This is a genomic window from Pseudotabrizicola sp. (assembly GCF_030656345.1).
Classification (GTDB): Bacteria; Pseudomonadota; Alphaproteobacteria; order Rhodobacterales; family Rhodobacteraceae; genus Pseudotabrizicola.
The window spans coordinates 62428-86270 of the sequence record NZ_JAUSNR010000006.1 but is presented as its reverse complement, the minus strand read 5'-3'; the positions used below and the strand labels follow the sequence as shown (position 1 = coordinate 86270).

The following is a 23843-nucleotide window of genomic DNA, read 5'->3' as shown; positions in this document are numbered from 1 at the left end:
GGGCAGAGCCCCGGGGGCTGCCACAGGATCACCCCATGCAGATAGAGCTCATCGACACCTTCCTCGACCTGATCGAGACCCGCAGCTTCAACCGCAGCGCCGAACGTCTTGGCCTCACGCAATCCACCATCTCGGGCCGGGTGATCGCGCTGGAAACTGCGCTTGGCGCACGGCTGTTCACCCGCTCGCGCGCGGGCACGCAGCTTACCACCGAGGGGCTGAAGTTCGAACCCCACGCCCGGCTGCTGCGTCAGGAATGGATGATGGCGCGGCGGGCGGTGGCTCAGTCGGGCACGGCGGCGCTGACGCTACGGATCGGCATCCAGAACGATCTGGTGTCGGAACATCTGGGCGCGCTGATTGCGGCGTTCCGGGCGATGCTGCCGCAGGCGGCGCTGTATGTCGAGCCGGATTACTCCACCCAGATGTGCGCCGATCTGGTGACAGGTGCGCTCGATTTCGCCATTCTGTTCACGCCCAAACCGCAACCCGACCTGTTTTTTGTCTCTCTTCCCGATATTCCCTACCGGCTGATCGCGACCACGCCCGCCAGCCTGTCAGGCCTCACCCCCGACCGCTATATCTGCGCCAATTTTTCCCCGGCGTTCGAGGCAGCGCACCGCCAGTTGCTGCCCGCGCTGCACGCCGCCCCTCTGTCAGTCGGCCAAAGCAGCGCCGTGGCGCTTCTGCTGCACAGCTTGGGCGGGGCGGGCTATGTGATGGAAAGCCATGCGCGGGGTCTGGTGGCGGCGGGCGGGTTCCACATGGTCACCGACGCGCCGGTGATCCGTCAGCCGGTCTACGGCGCGATGCATCTGCGCAATCGCACCGGCACCACCCACAAGCGCATGGTCGAGGCCGCGCGCCGCAGGCTGCAAAGCCCCGGCGCGCGCTAGGTCATTCCGCCGCCGTTGCGCTCGACGGGTTGTTCGGATGCGTGGTCCAGTTGGCATAATCGCCCACAGGGATCTGCGTGCGCGGGTCCACCGCCCCTTTCGGCATCTCGGTCATGGTGATGCAATTCTCCACCGGGCAGACGTTGACGCACAGGTTGCAGGCGACGCACTCGTCGTCCTTCACCTCGAACACCCGGCCCGGCAGCATCGCAATCGCCTGATGGCTGGTGTCTTCGCAGGCGGCATAGCAGCGGCCGCATTTGATGCACAGATCCTGATCAATCTGCGCCTTGGTCACATAGTTCAGGTTCAGGAACTGCCAGTCGGTCACATTCGGCACCGCACGCCCCACCAGATCGGCGGTAGAGGTCATGCCCTTGTCATCCAGATATTGCGACAGGCCCGAGATCATTTCCTGCACGATCTTGAAGCCATAGGTCATCGCCGCCGTACAGACCTGCACATTGCCCGCGCCGAGCGCCATGAACTCTGCCGCGTCGCGCCAGGTGGTCACCCCACCGATGCCAGAAATCGGCAGGCCATGGGTTTCCGGGCTGCGCGCAATCTCGGCCACCATGTTCAGCGCGATGGGTTTGACCGCCGGGCCGCAATAGCCGCCATGGGTGCCCTTGCCGTCGATCATCGGTTCGGGGCTGAAGTTGTCCAGGTTGACGGTGGTGATCGAATTGATGGTGTTGATGAGCGATACCGCATCCGCCCCACCGCGCTTCGCCGCTTCCGCCGGTTTGCGGATGTCAGAGATATTCGGCGTCAGTTTCACGATGCAGGGCATGCGGCTGTGCTGTTTCACCCAGCGGGTGACCATCTCGATATATTCCGGCACCTGCCCCACGGCTGATCCCATGCCGCGTTCGGCCATGCCATGCGGGCAGCCGAAGTTCAGTTCTACCCCGTCGGCTTCGGTATCCTCGATCCGGTGCAGGATGTCTTTCCAGCTCTCCTCATCGCAGGGCACCATCAGCGATATGATCAGCGCGCGGTCCTTGTAATCGCGCTTGACCGATTTGATCTCGCGCAGGTTCACCTCCAGCGGGCGGTCGGTGATCAGTTCGATGTTGTTCAGGCCCAGCAGGCGACGGTCCGCGCCCCAGACCGCGCCATAGCGCGGGCCGTTGACGTTCACCACCGGCGGCCCTTCCGAGCCCAGGGTCTTCCATACCACCCCGCCCCAGCCTGCCTCAAACGCGCGGCGGACGTTGTATTCCTTGTCCGTCGGCGGGGCCGAGGCCAGCCAGAACGGGTTGGGGGATTTGATGCCGATGAAGTCGGTTGTCAGGTTTGCCATGTCAATCTCTCCGTAGGGCGGGGTTCACCCCGCCACCCCCATCAGGGCCAAATGAATGTCTTCGGCCGCGTCGCGCCCCTGCGCCACTGCCGTCACGGTCAGGTCTTCGCCGCCGCCGGTGCAATCGCCCCCGGCCCAGACCCGCGCGGGCAAGGCGGCAATCTTGCCACCCTCAAGCGTGGAACCATCAGGTGCGCCGGTCAGGGTCTGGCCAATGGCCTTGAACACCTGATCGGCCTTCAGGCGGAAGGTCTCTCCGGTCGGCTGCAAGCCCGCTGGCGTGTCCGCCATATAGCCGAACTCCACCTCGCGCACCGCGCCATTGCCGTGCACCGCCACCGGGGCCGCGTTGCAGATGATCCGCACGCCGGCACTGGTGGCGTGGTCCTGCTCATAGCCCGACGCGCTCATCCTCTCCTGCCCGCGGCGGTAGACGATGGTGACGTTCTCCGCCCCCAGCAGCTTGCTTTGCACCGCCGCATCCACTGCTGTCATGCCGCCGCCGATCACCACCACATCGCGCCCAATCGGCAGGGTGGTCAGGTCCGTGGTCTGACGCAGCTCGGCAATGAAATCGACCGCATCGGTGACGCCCGCCTTGTCCTCACCGGGCGCGCGCAGGGCGTTGACCCCGCCCAGACCGATGCCAAGGAACACCGCGTCATGCGTGGAAAGCAGCCCGTCGAGCGTGATATCGCGCCCCAGCTCTACCCCGGTCTTGATCGTGATGCCGCCGATCTGCAGCAGCCAGTCCACCTCGGCCTGCGCAAAGCCGCCCGTGGATTTATAGCTGGCGATGCCAAATTCGTTCAGCCCCCCCGCCTTGGCGCGGCGCTCATACACCACCACGTCATGCCCGTGCAGCGCCAGACGGTGCGCGCAGGCCAGCCCCGCTGGCCCCGCCCCCACCACCGCAACCGACTTGCCGGTGCGGGGGGCCCGCACAAACGGGTGCAGCCCGCGCGCCATTGCCCTGTCGGTGGCAAAGCGTTGCAGACGTCCGATTTCTACCGGCTTGCCCTCGGCCACCTCCCGCACGCAGACCTCTTCGCACAGGGTTTCCGTGGGGCAGACCCGGGCGCACATGCCGCCAAGGATGTTCTGCGTCCAGATCGTGGTTGCGGCAGATTCCGCCGTGCCGGTCGCGATCTGGCGGATGAACAGCGGGATGTCGATGCTGGTCGGGCAGGCCGTCACACAGGGCGCATCGTGGCAGAAATAGCAGCGATCCGCCGCCACCAGCGCCTCGTGCCCGTCAAGCGGCGGGGTGTGGTCGGCAAAGTTCCGGGCGATCCGGTCGGCTGGCAGACGGCTGGGCACAATGCCGGGCGTCAGCGGGCTGTTGGTCATGGGCAGTCCTCTCCCCTGTTGGGTGTTCTTTGGAAAAACGCTGGCACAGGTCGATTTTTTTATCAAACGGTAAATTTTGGCGCGCCAGAAAATTTCAGGGCACAGGGCGCTGAATGCCCAATAATTGCGCAACCGAATGGGTGCTTTTCTCGCCGGAAAACGCGGGCTATAAGCGGACAGCCCCGACGCCCGGCCTGTGCGCCATGGCAGATCGGTCACCAACTGGCAAAAAGCCAACCAGAGGACGGCATGAGCAAACATTCCCCCGACGCAGATGTGGCCTTTATCTCGGCCCTTGCAGAACTTCTGAACAAGAACGAACTGACCGAGCTGAGCGTGAAGCGCGAATATGGCGAGGATGACAGCCTTGAGGTGCGGGTGGTCAAGCAGGCCAATATCGTCACCACGCAAGTGGCTGGCCCGGCCCCGGTCTATGCAGCCGCCCCTGCCGCAGCCGCCCCGGCCGCCGCAGCGGCGTCGGAAGACCCGGCCCAGCACCCGGGCGCTGTCACATCGCCCATGGTCGGCACCTGCTACCTTGCGGCCGAACCCGGTGCGACGCCCTTCATCACCATCGGGGCCACCGTGGCCGAGGGTCAGACCGTGCTGATCATCGAAGCGATGAAAACCATGAACCACATCCCCGCCCCGCGCGCCGGTGTGATCAAGCGGATTCTGGTCGAGGATGGCACGCCCGTTGAATTCGGCGCACCGCTGTTGATCATCGAGTGACGCCGATGTTTGAAAAAATCCTGATCGCCAACCGGGGGGAAATCGCCCTGCGCGTGATCCGCGCCTGCCGTGAGATGGGGATCAAATCGGTCGCCGTCCATTCCACCGCCGATGCTGATGCCATGCATGTGCGCATGGCGGATGAGTCGATCTGCATCGGCCCCGCGCCCAGTTCGGAAAGCTATCTGAACAAGGCCGCGATCATTTCCGCCTGCGAGATCACCGGCGCACAAGCCGTACATCCGGGCTATGGCTTTCTGTCGGAAAACGCGAGCTTTGCGCAGGCGTTGCAAGACCACGGCCTGACCTTCATCGGCCCCAATGCCGAACATATCCGCATCATGGGCGACAAGATCACCGCCAAGGTCACCGCGATGGATCTGGGGATTCCGGTGGTGCCGGGGTCTGATGGCGGCGTGGCAGATTTCGAATCTGCGATCGGCGTTGCCGAGAAAATCGGCTTTCCGGTCATCATCAAGGCCACCGCAGGCGGTGGCGGGCGTGGCATGAAGGTGGCAAAGAACGCCGCCGAGCTGGAAGTCGCCTTCCGCACCGCCCGGTCCGAGGCCAAGAACGCCTTTGGCAATGATGAAGTCTATATCGAAAAATACCTGCAAAAACCGCGCCATATCGAAATTCAGGTGTTCGGCGACGGCAAGGGCAACGCCGTGCATCTGGGCGAGCGCGATTGCAGCTTGCAGCGCCGCCACCAGAAGGTGTTCGAAGAGGCCCCCGGCCCGTCGATCACGCCCAAGATGCGGGCCGAGATTGGCAAGATCTGTGCCGATGCAGTCGCCAAGATCAACTACATCGGCGCGGGCACGGTCGAGTTTCTGTATGAAGACGGCAAGTTCTACTTCATCGAGATGAACACCCGTCTGCAGGTTGAACACCCGGTCACCGAATACATCTTCGGCGTTGACCTTGTGCGCGAACAGATCCGCGTGGCATCCGGCCTGCCGATGTCTTTCACGCAGGATGAGCTGGAGATCAACGGCCACGCCATCGAGGTGCGGATCAATGCGGAAAAGCTGCCGAACTTCTCGCCCTGCCCCGGCAAGGTCAAGATGTTCCACGCGCCGGGTGGCTTTGGCGTGCGGATGGATTCGGCGCTGTACTCCGGCTATTCGATCCCGCCCTATTACGACAGTCTGATCGGCAAGCTGATCGTGCATGGCCGCGACCGGCCCGAAGCCTTGGCCCGCCTGCGCCGCGCTTTGGGAGAGCTGATCATCGACGGCGTCGACACCAGCACGCCCTTGTTCGAGGCGCTGCTGAACGAGCCTGACATTCAGGCGGGTGAGTACAACATTCACTGGCTGGAAAAATGGCTCGCGTCGCAGTTCGGCCAGTAAATCGCAAAGGGGGCCACTGGCCCCCTTTTCCGCGCCCCGGTTCCGGACAGGGCGGATGACCGATCAGATCACGCCCGAGTTGCTGCTGCACGCCTATGCCATCGGGATCTTTCCGATGGCAGAGTCGGTGACAGACCCGACGGTCCATTGGATCGACCCGCGCAGGCGGGGGGTATTCCCGCTGGACGGTTTCCACATCTCGCGCAGCCTGCAGCGCGCCATTCTGCGCGGCGGCTACCGGGTGACGGTCAACACCGATTTTGCGGGCGTGCTGGCGGCCTGTGCCGACCGGCCCGAAACCTGGATCAATGACACGCTGACCGCCCTGTACGTCTCGCTGCACAGGCAAGGGGATGCCCACAGTCTGGAGGTGTGGGAGGGTGATGACCTGATCGGCGGAGTTTACGGGGTGGTGCTGGGGGCGGCGTTCTTTGGCGAGTCGATGTTTTCGCGCCGGACGAATGCATCAAAGATCGCGCTCGCGTGGCTGGTGCACAGGTTGCGCGCCGGGGGGTTCACCCTGTTTGACACGCAGTTCCTGACCCCGCATCTGGCGAGCCTTGGCGCGCAGGAAATTTCGCGCGCCGCCTATCACCTCCGGTTGCAGCACGCCCTTGGCCGCCGGGCCGCCTTCGACCCGCCCGGCTATGCGCCCTATCCTTCGTTGATCTCTTCCAGCGGCGCGTCGGGGTCTTCCACCGGTTCCGTCACCTCCGGCGCGACAAAGCCGGAATCGCAGGACAGCACCCACAGATCATAGCGGTGATGGTCCATCGCCGACAGCGCCGGGCTGGAGGCGAGCATCCAGCCGGAAAACACCGTTGTCCCTGCGGCGGTGTCAATCACCGTCAGATGGGCCTGCGCATCGGCCGCCGGGTTGTCGCGGGGGTAGCGGCATTCATCAAGCTGAACCGTCACCCGGCCGCGCACATCGGACTGCCCGCGCGACAGCGCCAGATCGGTGACCCGGCCCGTCACCTTGTCAAGCAGCCGCACCGTGCCGCCGGGAGCCGACACCATCTCTTGCGCGGCAGCCTGCAGCGGGCAGACCGCCAGCAGCGCCAGCAGAAAAATCCGGATCATTCGATTGGCCCCGCCGTGTCAGACCCGCCGCCGCCGACGAATTTCATCAGCAGGGTGATCAGACTGACCGCGCCTTGGGTATCCTCAATCTCGTCGCCGGGGGCGTAATTTTCCAACGACCCGCCGGGCAGGATCTCGACGAAATTGCCCCCCAGCAGCCCTTCGGACGAAATCAGGATCGCAGAATCATCGGGCAGCAGGATATCGCTGCGCAGCCGGATCGTGGCATCGGCAAAGAAGGTCTGCGGGTTCAGGCGCAGATCGCTGATGGTGCCGACCTTGATCCCTGCCAGCCGCACGTCAGACCCGATGCTGATGCCGTCCATCGCGCGGAAGCTGGCGGTCAGCGGATAGGTCTCACCCACCCGCGCCATCAGACCGGCAGAGTTCGCCGCATAGGCCAGAAAGCCAACCGCCACGGCAAGCACCGCAGCACCAGCCAGAATTTCAGCCCGTTCAGACGCCATTATTCAGGCTGCCACGCTTCGTAATCGGCACGGGCCACCGGGGCCACACGGCGCAGCGACCCGGCAGGCGCATAGGCCCCCATGGTGCCGGTCAGGTTTTCCTGATGCGGTTTTTCCCAGACCTTGTGCAGCAGCGGTGCCTTGGTCGGCGGCTGATCCCAGGTGAAATGCAGCCAGCCATGCCAGTCGGGCGAAACGCGCGTCGCCTCGATATCGCCGTTAAAGATCACCCAACGCTTTTTCGCGTCAGCGGTCTGGTAATACAGGTTGCCCTGATCATCCTCACCCACCTTGATGCCTTTGCGGGCGGTAAAGATCTGGGTGCCGATGGTCTGGCTGTTCCACCAGGTGAGCAGGCGCTTGAGGAAATACATCGGGAGCCTCCGGTTGCTTGACCCTGATATGGCGGAAAGGGCGCGCAAGGTCTAGGGTGTGCAAACGACCATGCAGCGCGGTCGGTGGGGCGTTGGGCGATTTTTCGCAGAAAAATCATGCCTGTTTCATCAGACAAATTTTCTGCGAAAATTCAAAGCGCGGGCAGACCCCGCGCTTTGTCAGATCACCCGGCGTTCGCCGTTTCTTTTTTCTTCGGCGTCTCGGTATAGACCATGATCGGCTTGGCCCCGGCGGTCACCGCCTCTTCCTTGACGACGACTTCCTGAACGCCTTCCATCCCTGGCAGTTCGAACATGGTGTCCAGCAGGATATCTTCCATGATCGAGCGCAGCCCGCGCGCGCCGGTCTTGCGCTTGATGGCGCGCCGGGCAATCGCGACCAGCGCATCGGGGGTAAAGGTCAGCTTGACGCCTTCGATATCGAACAGCCGCTGATACTGTTTGACCAGCGCATTCTTCGGCTCGGTCAGGATGGTGACAAGTGCCGGTTCATCCAGATCGGTCAGGGTGGCCAGCACCGGCAGACGGCCGACAAATTCCGGGATCAGGCCGAATTTCAGCAGATCTTCCGGCTCCAGCTCCTTGAACAGCTCACCCACGCCGCGACCATCAGGATCTTTCACATCAGCCCCGAAGCCGATGCCCGAGCCCTTGCCACGCTGCGCGATGATCTTTTCCAGACCCGCAAACGCCCCGCCGCAGATGAACAGGATGTTGGTCGTATCCACCTGCAGGAATTCCTGCTGCGGATGCTTGCGGCCCCCTTGCGGCGGCACCGATGCGACGGTGCCCTCCATGATCTTCAGCAATGCCTGCTGGACGCCTTCGCCCGACACATCACGGGTGATCGACGGGTTGTCGGATTTGCGGGTGATCTTGTCGACCTCGTCGATATAAACAATCCCGCGCTGCGCGCGTTCAACGTTGTATTCCGAGGCTTGCAGCAGTTTCAGGATGATGTTTTCGACATCTTCCCCCACATAGCCGGCTTCGGTCAGCGTGGTGGCATCGGCCATGGTAAAGGGCACATCCAGAATCCGCGCCAGCGTCTGCGCCAGCAGGGTCTTGCCGCAGCCGGTGGGGCCGATCAGCAGGATGTTGGACTTCGACAGTTCGATATCGGATTTCGACGAATGGTTCAGGCGCTTGTAATGGTTGTGCACCGCCACCGACAGCACCCGCTTGGCATGGACCTGGCCGATGACGTAATCATCCAGCACCTTGCAGATATCGCGCGGCGCCGGCACCCCGTCGGTGGATTTCAGGCCGGTGGCCTTGGTCTCTTCGCGGATGATGTCCATGCACAGTTCCACGCATTCATCGCAGATGAACACCGTGGGCCCGGCAATCAGCTTCCGCACCTCGTGCTGACTTTTGCCGCAGAAGGAACAGTAAAGCGTGTTCTTGCTGTCGCCGGAATTGTTCGCCATGGGTTTCCTCAAGCCTTGTCAGGGGAAAGTCTAGGCCAAGCCCGGACCCTCCACAATGTCAAATTGCCCCCCGGACCCAGCGTCCGGGGGGCAAAGCGTCACTTCGTCGTGTCGTCGAGCTTGTCGCGGTTGGCCACGATCTCGTCGATATGGCCCCATTCCTTGGCTTCTTCCGGGGTCATCCACTTGTCGCGCTCCATCGCGGCGCGCACCGTGTCGTAGTCCTGCCCGGTATGGCGCATGTACAGCTGGTACATGCGTTCGCGGGTCTGTTCGATGTGGCGGGCGGAAATCATGATATCGGCCGCGGTGCCCTGCATCCCGCCCGAGGGCTGGTGCACCAGAAATTCCGCATTCGGCAGCGAAAATCGCTGCCCCTTGGCCCCGCCGACCGCAATCACCGACCCCATGGATGCCGCCAACCCGCAGACCAGCGTCGAGACCTTGGGCCGGATGTATTGCATGGTGTCATAAATGCTCATCCCCGCCACGACCGAACCGCCGGGCGAGTTGATGTACATCGAGATTTCCTTCGACGGATTCTCGGCCTCAAGATGCAGAAGCTGCGCCACGATCAGCGTGGACATGCCGTCATGCACCGGGCCGTTCACAAAGATGATCCGCTCCTTCAGCAGGCGCGAAAAGATGTCATAGGCCCGTTCCCCGCGGCTGGTCTGTTCGACAACCATGGGAACAAGGTTATTCGTGAAGTAATCAACGGGATCGCGCATGGGGGCCTGCCTCTTGTATGTCTGATCGGTGAATATCGGGCGGTGGTTGACAGAGTCTTAGTAGGGCGATGCGGGGGCTGCAAGGGCGGGCGGTGTTTTCCTGCCTGCCACCCGGGGCCTTGATGCGGGGCCGGGCAGGCTTGATCACGACCCCGTGCGCCCTAGATGCGCCGGACAATGACAATTGCAACCGCCCCTTCCATCGCGACCCGCGCCTGTGGCCTTGCCAGACTGGCGCAGTTTTTGCCGGTCGCCGGGGATGACTATGCAAAGCTGCGCAATCTGCACGGGCAGGGTCATACGCAGGGGCATGACCATGTGTCGCGCCTGTCGCCCTATCTGCGGCACCGCCTGCTGACCGAGGCCGAGGTGATCCGCGACGCGCGCGCCGCCCACGGCAGCCGCGCCGAGGTGTTTGTGACCGAGGTGCTGTGGCGCGCCTATTGGAAGGGCTGGCTGGAAATGCGGCCACAGCTCTGGCGCGAGACTCAGGCCGGGGTCTATGCCGGGCTGGCCAGGCTGGACCGCGACCGCGATCTTGCCCATACCTATGACGCGGCCTGCGACGGACGCACCGGGATTGACGGTTTTGATGACTGGGCGCGTGCGCTGACCGCCACCGGCTATCTGCACAATCATCAGCGCATGTGCTTTGCCTCGATCTGGATCTACACCCTGCATCTGCCGTGGGAACTGGGGGCGGATTTCTTTCTGCGCCACCTGCTGGATGGCGATCCGGCGTCGAACACCCTGTCCTGGCGTTGGGTCGCCGGCCTGCACACCCCCGGCAAGGCCTATCTGGCCAGACCCGAGGTGATCACCTCGCTCAGTGACGGGATGTATTGGCCAAAAGGTCTGGCGGAACAGGTCTTTGCAGTGCCCGGCCCGGCCAATCCGGTGCCCGGCCCCTGCCCGCAGGGCGGGGCGTGGGACCGGCAGTTGCCGACCGCGCTTTTGCTGCACGAAGACGATCTGTCGCCCGACTGGCTGCTAGATTCTGGCCTGCGCCCGAAATCCACAGCCTTTCTGGTGGCCCCCGATGCGCGCTCTCCACGCCCGGTCTCGCCGCTGGTCAAGTCCTTCCTGCGCGGTGCCGTGGCAGATTGCAGCCGCCGTCTGGCCCCCGGTCTGGCCAGCCTGCACGGCCCGGTGCAGGGTCCGGGGGCGGTGGATGCGCTGGTCGCCTGGGCCCGTCAGACCGGGGCGTCGCAGGTGGTGACCCCCTTTGCCCCGGTCGGGCCGGTGGCGGGGCTGCTGGCCTCGCTCGATACCCGGCTGGCAGCTGAAAAAATCCGTCTGGTCCGCGCGATGCGGCCCTATGATGCCGCGCTGTGGCCCCATGCCACGCATGGGTTTTTCCGCTTTCATCAGGCGGTGCGCGGGCTGGTTTAATCGCGCCCGGATGGCGCGTCGAAAAACGCGCGTCGCGCCAGCACCACCCGCGCCGCTGCGGTCATCAGGCACAGCGCGCCGAAGATGAGTGCGGCAACAGGGAACAGCGCGGGCCACAGACAGATCAGCGCAAAAAACGCAATCGTCTCGGTCCCCTCCAGCAAACCGACCGCGTAATACAGCGACTTTTCCCCCTGCTGTGCCGTGGTCATCCGGCGTTTGGCGGCAATAATGGCATAGCCCAGAAAACTGGCAGCATTTGTATAAAATGCCGCCAAAAGGAAAGCCCCGGCCACCGCATTCGCGGGCGGATCGCGCAGGACAAAGGCCAGCGGAATCGCGGCGTAGAACACGAAATCGCAGAAAATGTCGAAATAGCCGCCGAAATCGGTCTTGAAGGTGGCCCGCGCCACCGCCCCGTCCAACCCGTCGAAGATCCGGCCAATCAGCAACGGCACCAGCGCCAGCCAGCCCGGCAGACCCCAGGCCAGCATTCCCGCCGCCACCAGCCCGAACCCAAGGCCCAGAATCGTAACCCCATCCGCCGTCGCACCGCGTGCGGCAAGCCAGCGACCGGCATGGTTCAGGGGCGGGTCGATCAGCCGCCGCATGGCTCCGTCAAGCATACCTTGCACTCCACACTCTTTACAGTCTGTCCCGCACATTCGCTGGTCCGGCGTCACGAACAGTTGTCCGCACCGGATTTCTCTTGCGTGCACGGGCCTGCCTTGCCTATCCCGAAGATATATCCTGCGACAAGCGGGCAAGGTCGGCTGACAGGCCATTTCACAGGGGTATTTTATGCACAGACGCCATTTTCTGATCGCCGCCGCCGCGCTGCTGGCCCTGCCGGCGCAGGCGCAGACGCAAACCAGCTGGGACAGCATTCTGGAACAGGCGCGCGGCCAGACGGTGTACTGGCATGCCTGGGGTGGTGACCCGAAGATCAACGATTTCATCGCCTATGTCGGCGAACAGGCGCAGGCGCGGCACGGCGTGTCGCTGGCGCATGTCAAACTGGCCTCTACCGCCGATGCGGTCGCGCGGGTGCTGGGCGAACGGAATGCGGGCACGGTCACCGGGGGTGCTGTCGATCTGATCTGGATCAACGGCGAGAATTTCGCGGCCATGAAGGATCAGGGCCTGCTGTTCGGCCCCTTTGCGGAAAGCCTGCCGAACTGGCCACTGGTGGATGTGGCGGGCAAGCCTGCGGTGGTCACCGATTTCACCCTGCCGACCGAAGGCTATGAATCGCCCTGGGCGATGGCGCAGCTGGTGTTTGAATATGACAGCACCCGCCTGCCCCAGCCGCCGCGCAGCCTTGATGCGCTGAAAGACTGGATCATCGCCAACCCCGGCCGCTTCACCTATCCGCAGCCGCCCGATTATCTGGGCACGACGTTCCTCAAGCAAGTGGCTTACGGCACATTGGCCGACCCGATGGTGATGCAACTGCCGCTGGATGACGCAACCTATGAGGCGACGGTCGCCCCGATGTGGGCATGGCTTGATGCGGTGACCCCGGCGCTGTGGCGGTCAGGGGCGGCCTATCCGCAGAACGAACCCGCACTGGGGCAACTGCTGGCCGATGCCGAAGTTGACATCGGCTTTGCCCTGAACCCCGGCCGGGCGAGCGCAGAGATTGCAGCCGGAAATCTGGCAGATACGGTGCGGACCTTCACCTTTGACAGCGGCACCATCGGCAACGCGTCTTTCGTGGCGATCCCGTTCAACGCCTCACATCAGGCAGGTGCGCAGGTGATCGCCAATCTGCTGCTCGATCCCGAGATTCAGGCCCGGGCACAAGACCCGGATGTGCTGGGATTTCAAACGGTTCTGAACCTTTCTTCACTTTCTGCACCAGACCGCGCCCGCTTTGACGCGCTGGAACTCGGCGTGGCCACACTTTCCCCGGACAACCTCGGCCCGGCGTTGCTGGAGCCGCATGGCAGCTGGATGGTGCGGATCGGGCAGGACTGGATGGAACGCTACGGCGTCGCCCAATGATCACGGGCGGCCTGCTGCGGTGGGCCCCCGGTCTGACACTGGCCCTGCTGATCCTGCCGGTGATGGCGGGTTTGCTGGGCACAGTGATTCCAGCATTTTCTGACAATGCCAATGGCTTGCGCAACCTTCTTGACTGGCCCGGCCTGCGCTTGGCGGTCTGGCTGTCGCTGACGACTGGGATCGGTGCAACGGCGCTGTCGCTGGGGATCACGCTGCTGCTGGTGGCCAGTCTGTGGGGCACGCGGGTTTTCACAGCGGTCCAGCATCTGCTGGCCCCCTTGCTGTCGGTGCCGCATGCGGCGGCGGCGCTTGGGCTGGCGTTCCTGATCGCGCCCTCGGGCTGGATTGTGCGGCTGTTTTCCCCTTGGGCCACCGGATGGACCCAACCGCCCGATCTGCTGATCCTGAACGACCCTTACGGGTTGTCGCTGACGCTGGGACTGGTCACCAAAGAGGTGCCGTTCCTGTTTCTGATGGCGCTTGCCGCCCTGCCGCAATCGGATGTGGCGCGGCGGATGAATGTGGCGCAATCCTTGGGCGCGGGGCGGATCGCGGCTTTTGTGATTTCAGTATTGCCAAGCCTTTACAGGCAGTTGCGGCTGCCGGTTTATGCAGTTCTGGCCTATTCGATGACGGCGGTCGAGATGGCGATGATCCTTGGCCCGACCCGGCCCAACACGCTGTCGGCGCAGGTGGTGGTCTGGATGGCCGACGCCACGCTGCGGTTTCAGGCCACGGCGGCGGCAGGGGCGGTGCTGCAGCTGGGGCTGGTCATCGCGGCGCTTCTGGGCTGGCGGCTGGCCGAGCGTCTGGTACGCCGGATGATCGTGTCCCTGGCACAGATGGGACTGCGCGCACATGGGCTGGATGCCCTCGCCCGCACGCTGGCGATCTTTGCCGGGACGGTGACGGCGGGGGCGCTGATTCTGGGGCTGGCGGGGTTGGCCACATGGTCGGTGGCGGGGCTGTGGCAGTTTCCCGCGGCCCTGCCCGAAACCCTGACGCTGCGGACATGGGCCCGCGCCGCCCCCGATCTCGCCCGCACCGGGGCGCTGACGCTTGGCATCGCGATGACCGCCACCGCTCTGTCGCTGGCGCTTGTGCTGGCCTGCCTGGAGGCCGAGCACCGCTTTGCCCTGTCGCCGGACACCCGCGCGCTGTGGGTGCTGTACCTGCCGCTGCTGGTGCCGCAGGTGGCCTTTCTGCCCGGCCTGCAGATCGCCGCGCTGCGCAGCGGGGTTGAGGGGCATTGGCTGGCGGTAGCCGCCGCCCATTTGGTCTTTGTGCTGCCTTATGTGTTCTTGTCGCTCGCGCCCGGCTGGCGGGCATGGGACCCGCGCATATCGGTCGCCGGTCTGTCGCTGGGGGCCAGCCCTGCGCGGGTGTTCTGGCGGCTGCGCCTGCCCATGCTGCTGCGCCCGGTGCTGACGGCGGCGGCGGTGGGGCTTGCGGTGTCGGTCGGGCAATACCTGCCGACCCTGCTGATCGGCGGCGGCCGGGTGGAGACCTTGACCACTGAAGCCGTGGCCCTGTCATCGGGGGGCAACCGCAGGCTGATCGGCACCTATGCCCTGCTGCAGATGCTGCTGCCCGCGCTCGGCTTTGCGCTTGCGCTGCTGCTGCCCGCCATCCTGTTCCGCAACCGGCGCGGCATGGCGGTGGCGGCATGAGCGGGGTTGACCTGAAGGGCCTGCGCATCAGCCAGGGCGGCGCGCTGGTGGTGTCCCTGACCCAAACGGTTGCCCCCGGCGCGGTGCTGACGATCATGGGCCCGTCGGGTTCCGGCAAATCCACAGCCCTTGCCGCCATGATGGGCACGCTGCCCCCGGTGTTCCGGCGCGAGGGGCAGATCCTGCTGGCCGGGCGCGACATCACCACCCTGCCCCCGCACAAACGCAGCGTCGGGTTGCTGTTTCAGGATGATGTGCTGTTTCCGCATCTGTCGGTGGGCGACAATCTGGCCTTTGCGCTGCCGCCTGCGGTCAAGGGTCGCGCGGCACGGCGGGCGGCTGTGAATGATGCGCTGGATCAGGCCGGGCTGTCCGGGTTTGCCGGGCGTGATCCGGCCACGCTGTCGGGCGGGCAACGCGCCCGCGTGGCGCTGATGCGCACGCTGCTGGCCAGGCCCTGCGCCTTGCTGCTGGATGAGCCGTTTTCGCGCCTTGATGCCAGCCTGCGGGTGCAGATCCGCAGCTTTGTGCTGTCGCGCATCCGGACCGAAGGGCTGCCCGTCGTGCTGGTCACCCATGACGCCGAGGATGCGCGCGCGGCTGGGGGGCCAGTGGTGACACCGCTTGGCGAACCCGTCACGCTTTAGCGCGCCAGAAACAGCTCGGCCCGCAGCCCGCCAAGGCTTTCCGACCGGCCCAGCATCAGCCGCCCGCCATGGCTGCGCGCCACATCTGCCGCGATTGACAGGCCCAGACCGACCCCGCCGCCGTGGTTGGGGTCACGCGCCGCCCCCAGCCGGGCAAAGGGGGCCATCGCCGCCTCGCGCTGGGTCTCCGGTATCCCCGGCCCGTTGTCCTCCACCACAAAGCGCACGCCCCGGTCGGTGGCAGACAGCGTCAGCTTCACCTTGTCGCCATGGCGCAAGGCATTGCCGGTCAGGTTCTCGACCGCGCGCTGCACCGCCTGCGGGCGCATGCGCATCTGAACCGGGCCATCCAGCCGCGACTCCCACTCAAGGCTTTGACCCGCGCGTGCCGCATTCTCGACAATCCGGCCGGCAATTTCAGCCGGATCGCAGTCAACCGGCTCTTCCATCGCATCGCCCCGGGCAAAGGCCAGAAACGCATCGACCAGCCGCTCCATCTCGCGCACGTCGGATAGCAGCGCCAGCGTGTCCTCATCCTCGGGCAGCATCGACAGCCCCAGCCGCAGCCGGGTGATCGGCGTGCGCAGGTCATGGCTGACGCCAGACAGCATCAGCGTCCGGGTCTCGATCGCGCGTTCGATCCGGGCCCGCATATCCAGAAACGCCGCTCCCGCCGCCCGCACCTCCAGCGCGCCGCGCGGGCGGTAGGGCACCGCGTCGCCCTTGCCAAAGGCCGCCGCCGCCTCGGCCAGCCGCTTGATCGGCCGAAGCTGATTGCGCAGGAACAGATAGGCGATCAGGGTCATCAGGACCGAGGCCAGCATCATGATCACCAGCAACTGATGCGGGTTGGATGCCGACACGCGCGCGCGCGGCAAAGACACCAGCATCGGCCCGTGGCGGGTCTGCTCGGCCAGCAGCACAATGCCCTTCTGGCTGGCCAGATCAATCGACAGCACATTGGGCAGGCGGCTGCGCAGCTCGGCGATCACGGGCCGCGCGGTCAGATCGGACCAGTCGCGCAGATCGGCCCCGGCACGGGTTGCCGCAGGCAGATCAACCGTCATTTCGACCGTATCGGCAATCGGGCGCACGGCGGCAAGGGCGGCCTCGGGGCTGTCGGCGGTTTCGACCGCGTCGCGCAGCAGGGCCAGCTCGACCACCACGCCATGCACCAGCTGCCGGGTGACGCCTTCGAAATGGCGCTGGATAAAGGCGACCGACACGATCAGCTGCACGGTGATGATCGGCACCACCAGTATAAGCGCGGCACGACCGAACAGGCTGCGGGGCAAAAAGGGCTTGAGGCTGAGGCGCATGCCGTTAGCCTAGCCGCGCAAAGCGGCAAATGAAAGCGGGCAACACGGTGCAGGCAGGCGTGGTGGAGCGGATCACAAGCGATATCCGGCGGATTCTGGCACCCAACCCCTCGGCCATGACCGGGCCGGGCACCAACACCTATATTCTGGGCCATGGCGCGGGCGTGATCGTGGTCGATCCCGGCCCCGACGATCCGTCGCATATTGCGGCGATCACTGCGGCGCTTGGGGCCTCAGACCGCGTCTCGGCCATTGTGGTCACACATGCCCACAAAGACCATTCCGACGCGGCCCGGCCGCTTTCGGCCCTGACATCCGCCCCGGTGCTCGCCTTTGGCGATGCCGCGTCCGGGCGCAGCGCTGGGATGGCGCGGCTGATGGCCAGCGGGCTTGCGGGCGGCGGCGAAGGCGTGGATCACGACTTTCGCCCCGACAGGCGGGTGGCCGATGGCGAAGTGCTGCCCTGCGGCGCGCCGGGCCTGCGCATCCTGCACACACCCGGCCATATGGGCGGGCATATCTGCGCGGGCTTTGGCGATGTGCTGCTGTCGGGCGACCACGCCATGGGCTGGGCGACGAGCCTGATCTCGCCGCCCGACGGGGATATGGCGGCCTATATGGCCTCGCTTGACCGTCTGATGGCGGAACGCTGGCGCCTGATGCTGCCGGGCCATGGCGAAGGGGTGCCAGAGGTCCACGCCCGCCTGCAGGCCCTGTCAGACCACCGCCGCGCGCGTGAGGCCGGGGTGCTGGCCGCCCTGAACTCCGGCCCCGCCAGCCCCGCCACCCTGACCCGCCGCCTTTACCACACCACACCCGCCGCCCTGCTGCCCGCCGCCCAAAGAAACGTCCTGGCGCATCTTATTGATCTGGAACAAAGAAACCTGGTGACCTGCAAGGATCTGCCCGGCCCCGACACAATCTTCAGCCGAACCGCCTGAGGATGACGATTTTTCCCCATATCCCCTTTACGCCCCCAAAACCACTTGCTATACGGCCCACGTGTTCCGGCGTAGCTCAGCGGTAGAGCAGTTGACTGTTAATCAATTGGTCGTAGGTTCGATCCCTACCGCCGGAGCCAAAAATCCAAAAGATTTCAGCTACTTACTGTAGGCCTCGCGGCCTCGGTGAGGGCTGCTTTTGAGGTGACGGGCATCTCGTCAGCAGTTGCGCGGCGTTGTTTGCCTGCACCTTGTGCAACCACAACTCCGACACCACAACTCCGACCTTGTGAGGGTGCCACGGTTCAGGCTTTGCAGAACCGAAGGGCATGGCCGCCGCGGGTTCCGAAGGTTTCGGTATGCTGGTCACCCTGATCCTCTTGCGCCACAGCGACCTGGGCGGGTCTTGCTGCTTTATGCGGCAGGCATTGTCGCCACCGGGCGGCAGCACAGGGCGTGTTCTGAAAATTCTGATCCGGAGATATGTTCTGGTTTAAAGAATTCTTGACTGTAATACTCGGATACGACAAATCACGCAGTGTCGCGTCAGCCAGACGGTAAGCCAGCGCCCGAACCATTGATGACCCAAAGGGTCACAGAGGGACATATGCGCAAACTGCTGCTGACTTCAGCGCTCTGCCTTCCGGCGGCGGCCGGTCTTGCCCAACAGGCGCATTACGCCGATCCGGCGGCGATCGAGCTCGACTCCATCATCGTGAATGGCCTGTCTGCCGCCAACTGCCTGCCCCTTGATGCCGCCCGGACAGAGGGGGACACCCGCCCGGTCTGCCTTGGTCGGGGTGTCGGTCGGGGGGACATGCCCGGTGCCACACTGGACCGCAGCCAGTTTGACCGCCTGCCAACCGGCACACGCGCCAATACGCTGGTCAAGCGCCTGCCCTCTGTCACCACGGGCGGCGGCCCCGGCGAAGACAAGGATGCGCGGGTGCTTGGGATGGACAAGGAATACACCCGCACCGTGGTCGACGGGCTGCAACTTCCCGACGGCGGCGAAAAGCGCGAATTCAACCTGGACCGCTTTCCCGTGGCGATGGTCGACTCGGTCGAGGTGGTGCGCGCCAAAACCGCAGACATGGAAGCCGATGGCATCGCCGGCAAGGTGCTGTTGCACACCAGGGATATTCCCGAAACTCTGACGCGCAGCATTGCGGTCAGCGGCGGCGCAGGGTCTGATGGTGTCAGCACCTATGGTCTGACCGGCCATATCGGTGGCATGATCACCCCCGATTTCGGCGCGCAGGCGGTGCTGAGTTTTTCGCGCGACGGAGGGTCAAAAGACAAAGTCAAACTTGCGGCCAACGGATCACGCGAAACCGAGAGCGAGACCAAACCCATCACATCGCGGGAGTTTCTGGGGGATGTGATGGTCGGCACCGATGCAGGCACGTTCCGGTTCAAGCCGCTCTGGCTGTGGCAGGAAGAGTCCAAGGGCAAGACCAAGGCGAAGTTCACAGCCGCAGGTGCTGCCAACGGGTCTGAGGCGGAAGCCGAAGACAAGGTCAAGCAGACCCGTGGCGCAACCCTGTCATGGGCCCAGACCTTTGGCACCGTCGCGGTGCAGGCGCGCGCGGGTCTGATGCGGGGCGACGAAGACAAGACCAAGCTGAAGCACACCTATCGCGCCAATGGCACGCTGCAGACCACCGAGGTCGAAACCGAGCACAAGGTGGATGAAAACCGCAGCCTTGAGGGGGATGCCAAGATTCCGGTCGCCTTTGGTCCGCTGGACGGGAAGGTCAAGGCAGGCTTTGCCTATCGCGACAAACACCGCGTCAAGGACAAGGACAAGAACGGCGTTCTGGCCACCGGCAAAGACCGCTATGTGCTGGATGAGGAATACGCCGCCGCCTTTGTCATGGGTGACTTCTCAGCCGGAGACGTCACCCTCAAGCCGGGCCTTCGCTATGAATACAACCACCTGAACGGCTTTGATCCGACGACGGGCAACCGGGCGGGGGGAACCTCGCGCGATGTGCTGCCGTCTTTCGTCGCAAGCTGGCAGGCCAATGACAGGTGGATGTTGTCGGGCGGCATCGGCACCTCGGTCAACCGGCCTAAGTTTGACCAGTTGTCGCCGTTCATGACCACCAGCGGCAGCAAGACCACCATCGGCAACCCCGACCTGCAGCCGCAGACGGCCATCACCTACGATCTGGACATGACCTACAAGGGCGAGCGGGCCGAACTGGTGTTCGGCCTGTGGCACCGCAATATCAAGGGCGTGATCGAGGATGTGACGATCGGCACCGATGGCAGCGGCAATGCGCTGGTTTCGCCCGAAAATGTCGGCAACGGCACAACCACCGGCCTGTCGCTGACACAGCGTGTCAGCCTTGATCATCTGGCCAGCCCGGTCTGGCGCGGGTTCACCCTCGGGTCAAACCAGAACTGGGCAACATCCCGGCTGCACGTTGCCGCAACCGGGGCGACCCGCGCGTTCAAAGAGCAGCCCAAGCTCTGGGGGGATGTGTTTGTCGAATGGCGCAGCCCGTCTGACAGCCTGTCGCTGATGGCGGCCGCCGGGTACACCGGAAAGATCACCTCGTCCGGCGACAGTGGCGACGAAGTGCGCAACAGCGAACTGACGCTGGACCTCAAGACCACCTACACTTTTGAAAACGGCACGCAGGTCTATCTGATGGGCGAAAACCTGCTGCGGACAGAGCGCGTCAAGCGCAAGGCCAATGGCGACATTGAACGCGAATCCGGCCCCTATCTGATCTCGGCCGGCCTGACCAAGCGCTTTTGACCCGGCACCCCCTGACGCATTTAACGGAGATCATCATGAACCTGCGCAAAATCCACACCTGGGCCTCTGTCTTGCTGATCGTGCCGATCCTGATTGTCGGCGGTACGGCCATTCTGATTGCCCATGACACCAGCCTTGGCACCAAAGAGGTTCATCTGCCCATCGCAGCCGACGCCCCCGCCCGGGAGAAGGCCCTGCTGCTGCAATACGAAGTGCGCGCTGTTGCGACCGGGGCAGAGGGTGCGGTGCTTTACGCAACCAAATACGGTCTGATGCGGTCTGAAAACGGGGCGGCACCGGTGGATGCCGGCCTGCCCTATGACCTGCGCGATCTGGACCGGCTGGACAGTGGCGCGCTGGTGGCAGCCGCCAAAGAGGGGTTGTTTGTGCAATCGCCGTCACAAGACTGGACCAAAGTGGCGAACGGTGAGTTCCGCAGCCTGTCCCGGCAGACCGGCGGCGGATTTCTGGCAACGGCGGACGACAGGGTCTGGCGGGTCAGTGTTCATGGCATCGCCCGCCCCGACCCCACGTTTGGCGCGCCGCTGCAGGCGGGTGCCGCACTTGGGGTTGCCCCGCCCTATACGCTGGCAAAGCTGGTGATGGACCTGCACACCGGCAAGTTTTTCTTTGGCAAGACCTGGGAATGGATCTGGATCGACCTTGTCGGCGGGGCGATGGTTCTGCTGGGCATCACCGGCATCGTCATCTGGCGCCGGTCTGAAAAGGCAAAGGCCCGTCAGGCCGAGGCAAAGCTGGTGCCGCGCGACAAAGCGTTTGCGATGCCTGCGGAATGACCGGACTGGTCCTCGCCATCCTGCTGATCGCCCTGCCCGCTGGCTTTGGCCTGTGGCATCTGGCGGGGGGCGTCGCTGCGGTGTGGCGCAGGCATGCCGCTGAAACTGCGGTGACAGGGCTGCGGCTGAGGGTGATCTGGCGCGATGACCCGGCACCGGATCTGTTCCGCCTCTGGCTGGTGGGCTGGCCGTTTCTGCTGCCCCGGTTTTCCGCCGGGCAGCATGTGGTTGTCAGTGTTCCGCTGCCCGACGGACGCCTTGCAAAGCGCGCCTATTCTCTGGCGGCCTGGCACCGCTTTCCCTTGTGGTATTGTCTGGCAATCCGCAAGGGCACGGACGCAAGCGCCGTGCTGCACCGTTCTGCCCGGCCCCTGACCCGGTGGCCGGTTTCGGCCCCGCGCGGGCATTTCACCGACCCTGACCCGCGCGCGCCGCTGCTGCTGGTTGCGGGCGGAATAGGCGTGACGCCGTTCCGCGCATTGGTGATGCAGCGTGCGGCGCAGCCTTGGGCGGCTCCGGTCACCCTGCACCAGACCGCGCGCACGGTGCCAGAACTGCTGTGGCGCGCGGCTTTGACGCAGCTTTCGGCCCGGTATTGCGGGTTCCGCTACATTCCGCGCGCAACCGCCACCCAGGCCCGGCTGACGGCGGCCGATATCCTCGCACGGACCGGCCCCGAAACGCATGTCATGATCTGTGCCGGCGACAGTCTGACCTCAGTTCTGAGCCATGATCTTTTGGCCGCGGGGCTTCCGGCGGCGCGGCTGCATGTCGAGGCGTTTTCACTTGCGCTGCCGCCCGAAGACCTTGGCATCACCATCACCATGGGCAGCCACAGTTTCCGCCCCGGCCGCATCGGTTCGCTGCTAGAAGCGCTGGAGCGCGGCAGCATCGCGCCTGACAGCGAATGCCGCACCGGAGAATGCAGCCTGTGCTCGGTCGAAATCCTGCAAGGCCGCGTCCGCGACATCGCCACCGGACACCCGGTCACCGGACGTGTCCTTGCCTGTTCGGTCATTCCGGAAACCGACATCACCCTGCGTCATCTGGCGTAGCAGGTCCCGCCACGCCAAAGTGAAGCTCAAAAACTGCCGAACATCATTCCCAGCACGATAATGATCATGCAGGCCATCGTGGGGGCCAGCACCGCCACCACAAAGATATCGCCATAGGCCTGCTTGTGGGTCATTCCGCAAATCCCCAGCAGCGTGATGACCGCGCCGTTGTGGGGCAGCGTGTCAAGACCCCCGGTTGCGACCGCGACCACGCGGTGCAGCAGCGCAGGTTCAACACCCTGAACCAAAGCCTGCGCCAGAAGCGATGGTCCCAGCACATCCAGCGCGATCGACATGCCGCCCGAGGCCGATCCGGTGATGCCCGCCAGAGCGCTGGACGACAGGGCCGCCGCGATCAGAACGTTGCCGCCGGACAGCCCGTCAAGACTTGCCCGCAACACCTCAAACCCCGGCAAAGAGGCGATCACCGCGCCAAAGCCCACCAGACTGGCGGTGTTGAACAAGGGCAGCAGCGCAGATTCGGCGCCGGTGTTCAGGACCTGCATCATATTGGCCGGGCGGCTCAGGATCAGCGCCAGAGCCAAGGCCACCGCAAGCGCCGTGATCACCGACCACAGCCCTTTGACCCGCGACAGATCCGTCGCGCCAAAGGCCGGATCGGCAAGATAGCCGGTATCCATCGCGGGCAGCAGGACAGTGCCCATCAGCAATGTGACCACCCCGACCGACAGGATCGGCACCAGCGCGACCCACAGGGCAAGCGGTGGCGCATCCGGCGCGGTCTCGGGCGCGTCGGGGGCCGGATCGCCTGCAAGCGCCCGCACGCGAAACTGCAACCACACCAGCCCGATCGCCAGCATCACAGCGCCCGCAATCAGCCCCAGACCGGGGGCGGCAAAGGATGTCGTGCCAAAGGTTGCCATCGGAATTGCGTTCTGGATCGACGGGGTGCCGGGCAAGGCGGTCATGGTAAAGGTAAACGCCCCCAGCGCGATCGCCGCCGGGATCAGCCGGGCGGGCAATCCGGTCTGTGCGAACAGGGCACGCGCCAGCGGCCATGCCGCAAAGGCCACCACGAACAGCGACACCCCGCCATAGGTCAGCACGGCGCAGCTCAGCACCACGGCGAGAATGGCATTTTGCGACCCCAGCGTCGTGATGATGGCAGAGGCCAGACGGGCGGCGGCCCCCGAGGCCTCCATCACCTTGCCGAAGACGGCACCCAGCAGAAACAGCGGAAAGAACGCCACCACAAACGCCCCTGCCGCCTGCATGAAGACCTGGGTATACCCGGCAAGGACCGGCGCACCCGAGGCCAGTGCCGCAAGCATGGCCAGCGCAGGCGCAAGCACCAGCACCGATACGCCGCGCCACGCGCCAACGATCAGCGTCGCCAAGGCGGCAAGGATCAGAACAACACTCACAAGGCCCTCCGTTGCTGCGTTGCAGCATAGGCGAACGATCCGGGATATGCGAGATATCTGTGCGCGGGGCCGCGTGGTGCTGTGATTTCGCTGCCGCCCCGTGGCAAACGCCCGG

Annotated in this window: 22 protein-coding genes and 1 tRNA gene; 13 read left to right on the top strand and 10 right to left on the bottom strand. The window is 64.7% G+C overall.

From position 1 onward, the window contains the following. Window positions 1–35: 35 nt before the first annotated feature. A complete protein-coding gene (locus tag Q7J44_RS02355) occupies window positions 36–896 on the top strand; it encodes a LysR family transcriptional regulator (protein WP_304876617.1) in 861 nt (286 codons plus the stop codon). A 1-nt stretch (window position 897) separates the two neighbouring features. Here the strand turns inward: Q7J44_RS02355 and preA are convergent, their stop codons facing one another. Then, the gene (gene preA, locus Q7J44_RS02350) at window positions 898–2202 is read right to left on the bottom strand and encodes an NAD-dependent dihydropyrimidine dehydrogenase subunit PreA (protein ID WP_304876615.1); all 1305 of its coding nucleotides are present in this window, start codon (window positions 2200–2202) and stop codon (window positions 898–900) included. Window positions 2203–2226: 24 nt separating this feature from the next. Beyond that, the gene (locus Q7J44_RS02345) at window positions 2227–3552 is read right to left on the bottom strand and encodes an NAD(P)-dependent oxidoreductase (protein ID WP_304876613.1); all 1326 of its coding nucleotides are present in this window, start codon (window positions 3550–3552) and stop codon (window positions 2227–2229) included. Between the two features lie 249 nt (window positions 3553–3801). Here Q7J44_RS02345 and accB point away from each other — a divergent pair, with 249 nt between their 5' ends. From accB to aat, 3 genes are read left to right on the top strand one after another with little or no spacing between them, the layout of a single operon-like run. After that, window positions 3802–4284 (top strand): acetyl-CoA carboxylase biotin carboxyl carrier protein, encoded by a 483-nt coding sequence (gene accB, locus Q7J44_RS02340; protein WP_304876611.1) that lies wholly within the window; start codon window positions 3802–3804, stop codon window positions 4282–4284. 5 nt (window positions 4285–4289) lie between these two features. Further along, complete coding sequence (gene accC / locus Q7J44_RS02335) at window positions 4290–5639, top strand: acetyl-CoA carboxylase biotin carboxylase subunit (protein ID WP_304876609.1); 1350 nt, start codon at window positions 4290–4292, stop codon at window positions 5637–5639. 55 nt (window positions 5640–5694) lie between these two features. After that, on the top strand, window positions 5695–6399 hold the full coding sequence (gene aat, locus Q7J44_RS02330; protein ID WP_304876606.1) for a leucyl/phenylalanyl-tRNA--protein transferase: 705 nt from the start codon (window positions 5695–5697) through the stop codon (window positions 6397–6399). On the opposite strand, the gene Q7J44_RS02325 is transcribed toward aat, so the two are convergent. The 5 genes from Q7J44_RS02325 to Q7J44_RS02305 form a co-directional block, all read right to left on the bottom strand. Then, window positions 6294–6722: a DUF2155 domain-containing protein gene (locus Q7J44_RS02325; RefSeq protein ID WP_304876604.1), complete on the bottom strand. Its 429-nt coding sequence runs from the start codon at window positions 6720–6722 to the stop codon at window positions 6294–6296. The genes aat and Q7J44_RS02325 overlap by 106 nt on opposite strands. After that, entirely contained in the window at window positions 6719–7189 is a 471-nt protein-coding gene (gene mlaD / locus Q7J44_RS02320; protein ID WP_304876603.1) for an outer membrane lipid asymmetry maintenance protein MlaD, read from the bottom strand. The genes Q7J44_RS02325 and mlaD overlap by 4 nt, the downstream gene beginning before the upstream one ends. Beyond that, window positions 7189–7563: an NADH:ubiquinone oxidoreductase subunit NDUFA12 gene (locus Q7J44_RS02315; protein WP_304876601.1), complete on the bottom strand. Its 375-nt coding sequence runs from the start codon at window positions 7561–7563 to the stop codon at window positions 7189–7191. Before Q7J44_RS02315 ends, mlaD begins: the two co-directional genes overlap by 1 nt. A 185-nt stretch (window positions 7564–7748) precedes the next feature. Further along, entirely contained in the window at window positions 7749–9014 is a 1266-nt protein-coding gene (clpX, locus tag Q7J44_RS02310) for an ATP-dependent Clp protease ATP-binding subunit ClpX (protein WP_304876599.1), read from the bottom strand. A 98-nt stretch (window positions 9015–9112) separates the two neighbouring features. Beyond that, complete coding sequence (locus Q7J44_RS02305) at window positions 9113–9745, bottom strand: ATP-dependent Clp protease proteolytic subunit (protein WP_304876597.1); 633 nt, start codon at window positions 9743–9745, stop codon at window positions 9113–9115. A 177-nt stretch (window positions 9746–9922) separates the two neighbouring features. On the opposite strand from Q7J44_RS02305, the gene Q7J44_RS02300 reads away from it, so the two are divergent. Continuing rightward, window positions 9923–11137: an FAD-binding domain-containing protein gene (locus Q7J44_RS02300; protein ID WP_304876595.1), complete on the top strand. Its 1215-nt coding sequence runs from the start codon at window positions 9923–9925 to the stop codon at window positions 11135–11137. On the opposite strand, the gene Q7J44_RS02295 is transcribed toward Q7J44_RS02300, so the two are convergent. Further along, window positions 11134–11763 (bottom strand): CDP-alcohol phosphatidyltransferase family protein, encoded by a 630-nt coding sequence (locus Q7J44_RS02295; protein ID WP_304876593.1) that lies wholly within the window; start codon window positions 11761–11763, stop codon window positions 11134–11136. The two genes, Q7J44_RS02300 and Q7J44_RS02295, sit on opposite strands and share 4 nt — an antisense overlap. Before the next feature lie 175 nt (window positions 11764–11938). Between Q7J44_RS02295 and Q7J44_RS02290 the strand changes: the two genes are divergently transcribed. From Q7J44_RS02290 to Q7J44_RS02280, 3 genes are read left to right on the top strand one after another with little or no spacing between them, the layout of a single operon-like run. Beyond that, window positions 11939–13144: an ABC transporter substrate-binding protein gene (locus Q7J44_RS02290; protein ID WP_304876591.1), complete on the top strand. Its 1206-nt coding sequence runs from the start codon at window positions 11939–11941 to the stop codon at window positions 13142–13144. Continuing rightward, complete coding sequence (locus Q7J44_RS02285; RefSeq protein WP_304876589.1) at window positions 13141–14814, top strand: ABC transporter permease; 1674 nt, start codon at window positions 13141–13143, stop codon at window positions 14812–14814. Before Q7J44_RS02290 ends, Q7J44_RS02285 begins: the two co-directional genes overlap by 4 nt. Next, window positions 14811–15461, top strand: a complete 651-nt coding sequence (locus Q7J44_RS02280; RefSeq protein WP_304876588.1) for an ATP-binding cassette domain-containing protein — start codon at window positions 14811–14813, stop codon at window positions 15459–15461. The genes Q7J44_RS02285 and Q7J44_RS02280 overlap by 4 nt, the downstream gene beginning before the upstream one ends. On the opposite strand, the gene Q7J44_RS02275 is transcribed toward Q7J44_RS02280, so the two are convergent. Beyond that, window positions 15458–16780, bottom strand: coding sequence for an ATP-binding protein (locus Q7J44_RS02275; protein ID WP_304876586.1), 1323 nt, complete (start codon window positions 16778–16780; stop codon window positions 15458–15460). The two genes, Q7J44_RS02280 and Q7J44_RS02275, sit on opposite strands and share 4 nt — an antisense overlap. Window positions 16781–16809: 29 nt before the next feature. On the opposite strand from Q7J44_RS02275, the gene Q7J44_RS02270 reads away from it, so the two are divergent. The 5 genes from Q7J44_RS02270 (at window position 16810) to Q7J44_RS02250 (ending at window position 22343) form a co-directional block, all read left to right on the top strand. Then, window positions 16810–17721, top strand: coding sequence for an MBL fold metallo-hydrolase (locus tag Q7J44_RS02270; RefSeq protein ID WP_304876584.1), 912 nt, complete (start codon window positions 16810–16812; stop codon window positions 17719–17721). Window positions 17722–17786: 65 nt separating this feature from the next. Further along, window positions 17787–17861, top strand: a tRNA-Asn gene (locus tag Q7J44_RS02265). Between the two features lie 467 nt (window positions 17862–18328). Next, complete coding sequence (locus tag Q7J44_RS02260) at window positions 18329–20491, top strand: TonB-dependent siderophore receptor (RefSeq protein ID WP_304876582.1); 2163 nt, start codon at window positions 18329–18331, stop codon at window positions 20489–20491. Between the two features lie 35 nt (window positions 20492–20526). After that, window positions 20527–21288 (top strand): PepSY domain-containing protein, encoded by a 762-nt coding sequence (locus tag Q7J44_RS02255; protein WP_304876580.1) that lies wholly within the window; start codon window positions 20527–20529, stop codon window positions 21286–21288. After that, window positions 21285–22343, top strand: coding sequence for a 2Fe-2S iron-sulfur cluster-binding protein (locus Q7J44_RS02250; protein ID WP_304876578.1), 1059 nt, complete (start codon window positions 21285–21287; stop codon window positions 22341–22343). The genes Q7J44_RS02255 and Q7J44_RS02250 overlap by 4 nt, the downstream gene beginning before the upstream one ends. Before the next feature lie 26 nt (window positions 22344–22369). Here Q7J44_RS02250 and Q7J44_RS02245 read toward each other — a convergent pair whose 3' ends face one another. Beyond that, window positions 22370–23728 carry a GntP family permease gene (locus Q7J44_RS02245; protein WP_304876576.1) on the bottom strand — a complete coding sequence of 453 codons (1359 nt, stop codon included), beginning with the start codon at window positions 23726–23728 and terminating at the stop codon, window positions 22370–22372. Window positions 23729–23843: the final 115 nt, after the last annotated feature.

Excerpts from the sequence above, each read along its gene's own strand:
- Q7J44_RS02355 (WP_304876617.1), top strand. The coding sequence starts at position 36 with ATGCAGATAGAGCTCATCGACACCTTCCTCGACCTGATCGAGACCCGC.
- preA (WP_304876615.1), bottom strand. The coding sequence starts at position 2,202 with ATGGCAAACCTGACAACCGACTTCATCGGCATCAAATCCCCCAACCCG.
- Q7J44_RS02345 (WP_304876613.1), bottom strand. The coding sequence starts at position 3,552 with ATGACCAACAGCCCGCTGACGCCCGGCATTGTGCCCAGCCGTCTGCCA.
- accB (WP_304876611.1), top strand. The coding sequence starts at position 3,802 with ATGAGCAAACATTCCCCCGACGCAGATGTGGCCTTTATCTCGGCCCTT.
- accC (WP_304876609.1), top strand. The coding sequence starts at position 4,290 with ATGTTTGAAAAAATCCTGATCGCCAACCGGGGGGAAATCGCCCTGCGC.
- aat (WP_304876606.1), top strand. The coding sequence starts at position 5,695 with ATGACCGATCAGATCACGCCCGAGTTGCTGCTGCACGCCTATGCCATC.
- Q7J44_RS02325 (WP_304876604.1), bottom strand. The coding sequence starts at position 6,722 with ATGATCCGGATTTTTCTGCTGGCGCTGCTGGCGGTCTGCCCGCTGCAG.
- mlaD (WP_304876603.1), bottom strand. The coding sequence starts at position 7,189 with ATGGCGTCTGAACGGGCTGAAATTCTGGCTGGTGCTGCGGTGCTTGCC.
- Q7J44_RS02315 (WP_304876601.1), bottom strand. The coding sequence starts at position 7,563 with ATGTATTTCCTCAAGCGCCTGCTCACCTGGTGGAACAGCCAGACCATC.
- clpX (WP_304876599.1), bottom strand. The coding sequence starts at position 9,014 with ATGGCGAACAATTCCGGCGACAGCAAGAACACGCTTTACTGTTCCTTC.
- Q7J44_RS02305 (WP_304876597.1), bottom strand. The coding sequence starts at position 9,745 with ATGCGCGATCCCGTTGATTACTTCACGAATAACCTTGTTCCCATGGTT.
- Q7J44_RS02300 (WP_304876595.1), top strand. The coding sequence starts at position 9,923 with ATGACAATTGCAACCGCCCCTTCCATCGCGACCCGCGCCTGTGGCCTT.
- Q7J44_RS02295 (WP_304876593.1), bottom strand. The coding sequence starts at position 11,763 with ATGCTTGACGGAGCCATGCGGCGGCTGATCGACCCGCCCCTGAACCAT.
- Q7J44_RS02290 (WP_304876591.1), top strand. The coding sequence starts at position 11,939 with ATGCACAGACGCCATTTTCTGATCGCCGCCGCCGCGCTGCTGGCCCTG.
- Q7J44_RS02285 (WP_304876589.1), top strand. The coding sequence starts at position 13,141 with ATGATCACGGGCGGCCTGCTGCGGTGGGCCCCCGGTCTGACACTGGCC.
- Q7J44_RS02280 (WP_304876588.1), top strand. The coding sequence starts at position 14,811 with ATGAGCGGGGTTGACCTGAAGGGCCTGCGCATCAGCCAGGGCGGCGCG.
- Q7J44_RS02275 (WP_304876586.1), bottom strand. The coding sequence starts at position 16,780 with ATGCGCCTCAGCCTCAAGCCCTTTTTGCCCCGCAGCCTGTTCGGTCGT.
- Q7J44_RS02270 (WP_304876584.1), top strand. The coding sequence starts at position 16,810 with ATGAAAGCGGGCAACACGGTGCAGGCAGGCGTGGTGGAGCGGATCACA.
- Q7J44_RS02260 (WP_304876582.1), top strand. The coding sequence starts at position 18,329 with ATGCGCAAACTGCTGCTGACTTCAGCGCTCTGCCTTCCGGCGGCGGCC.
- Q7J44_RS02255 (WP_304876580.1), top strand. The coding sequence starts at position 20,527 with ATGAACCTGCGCAAAATCCACACCTGGGCCTCTGTCTTGCTGATCGTG.
- Q7J44_RS02250 (WP_304876578.1), top strand. The coding sequence starts at position 21,285 with ATGACCGGACTGGTCCTCGCCATCCTGCTGATCGCCCTGCCCGCTGGC.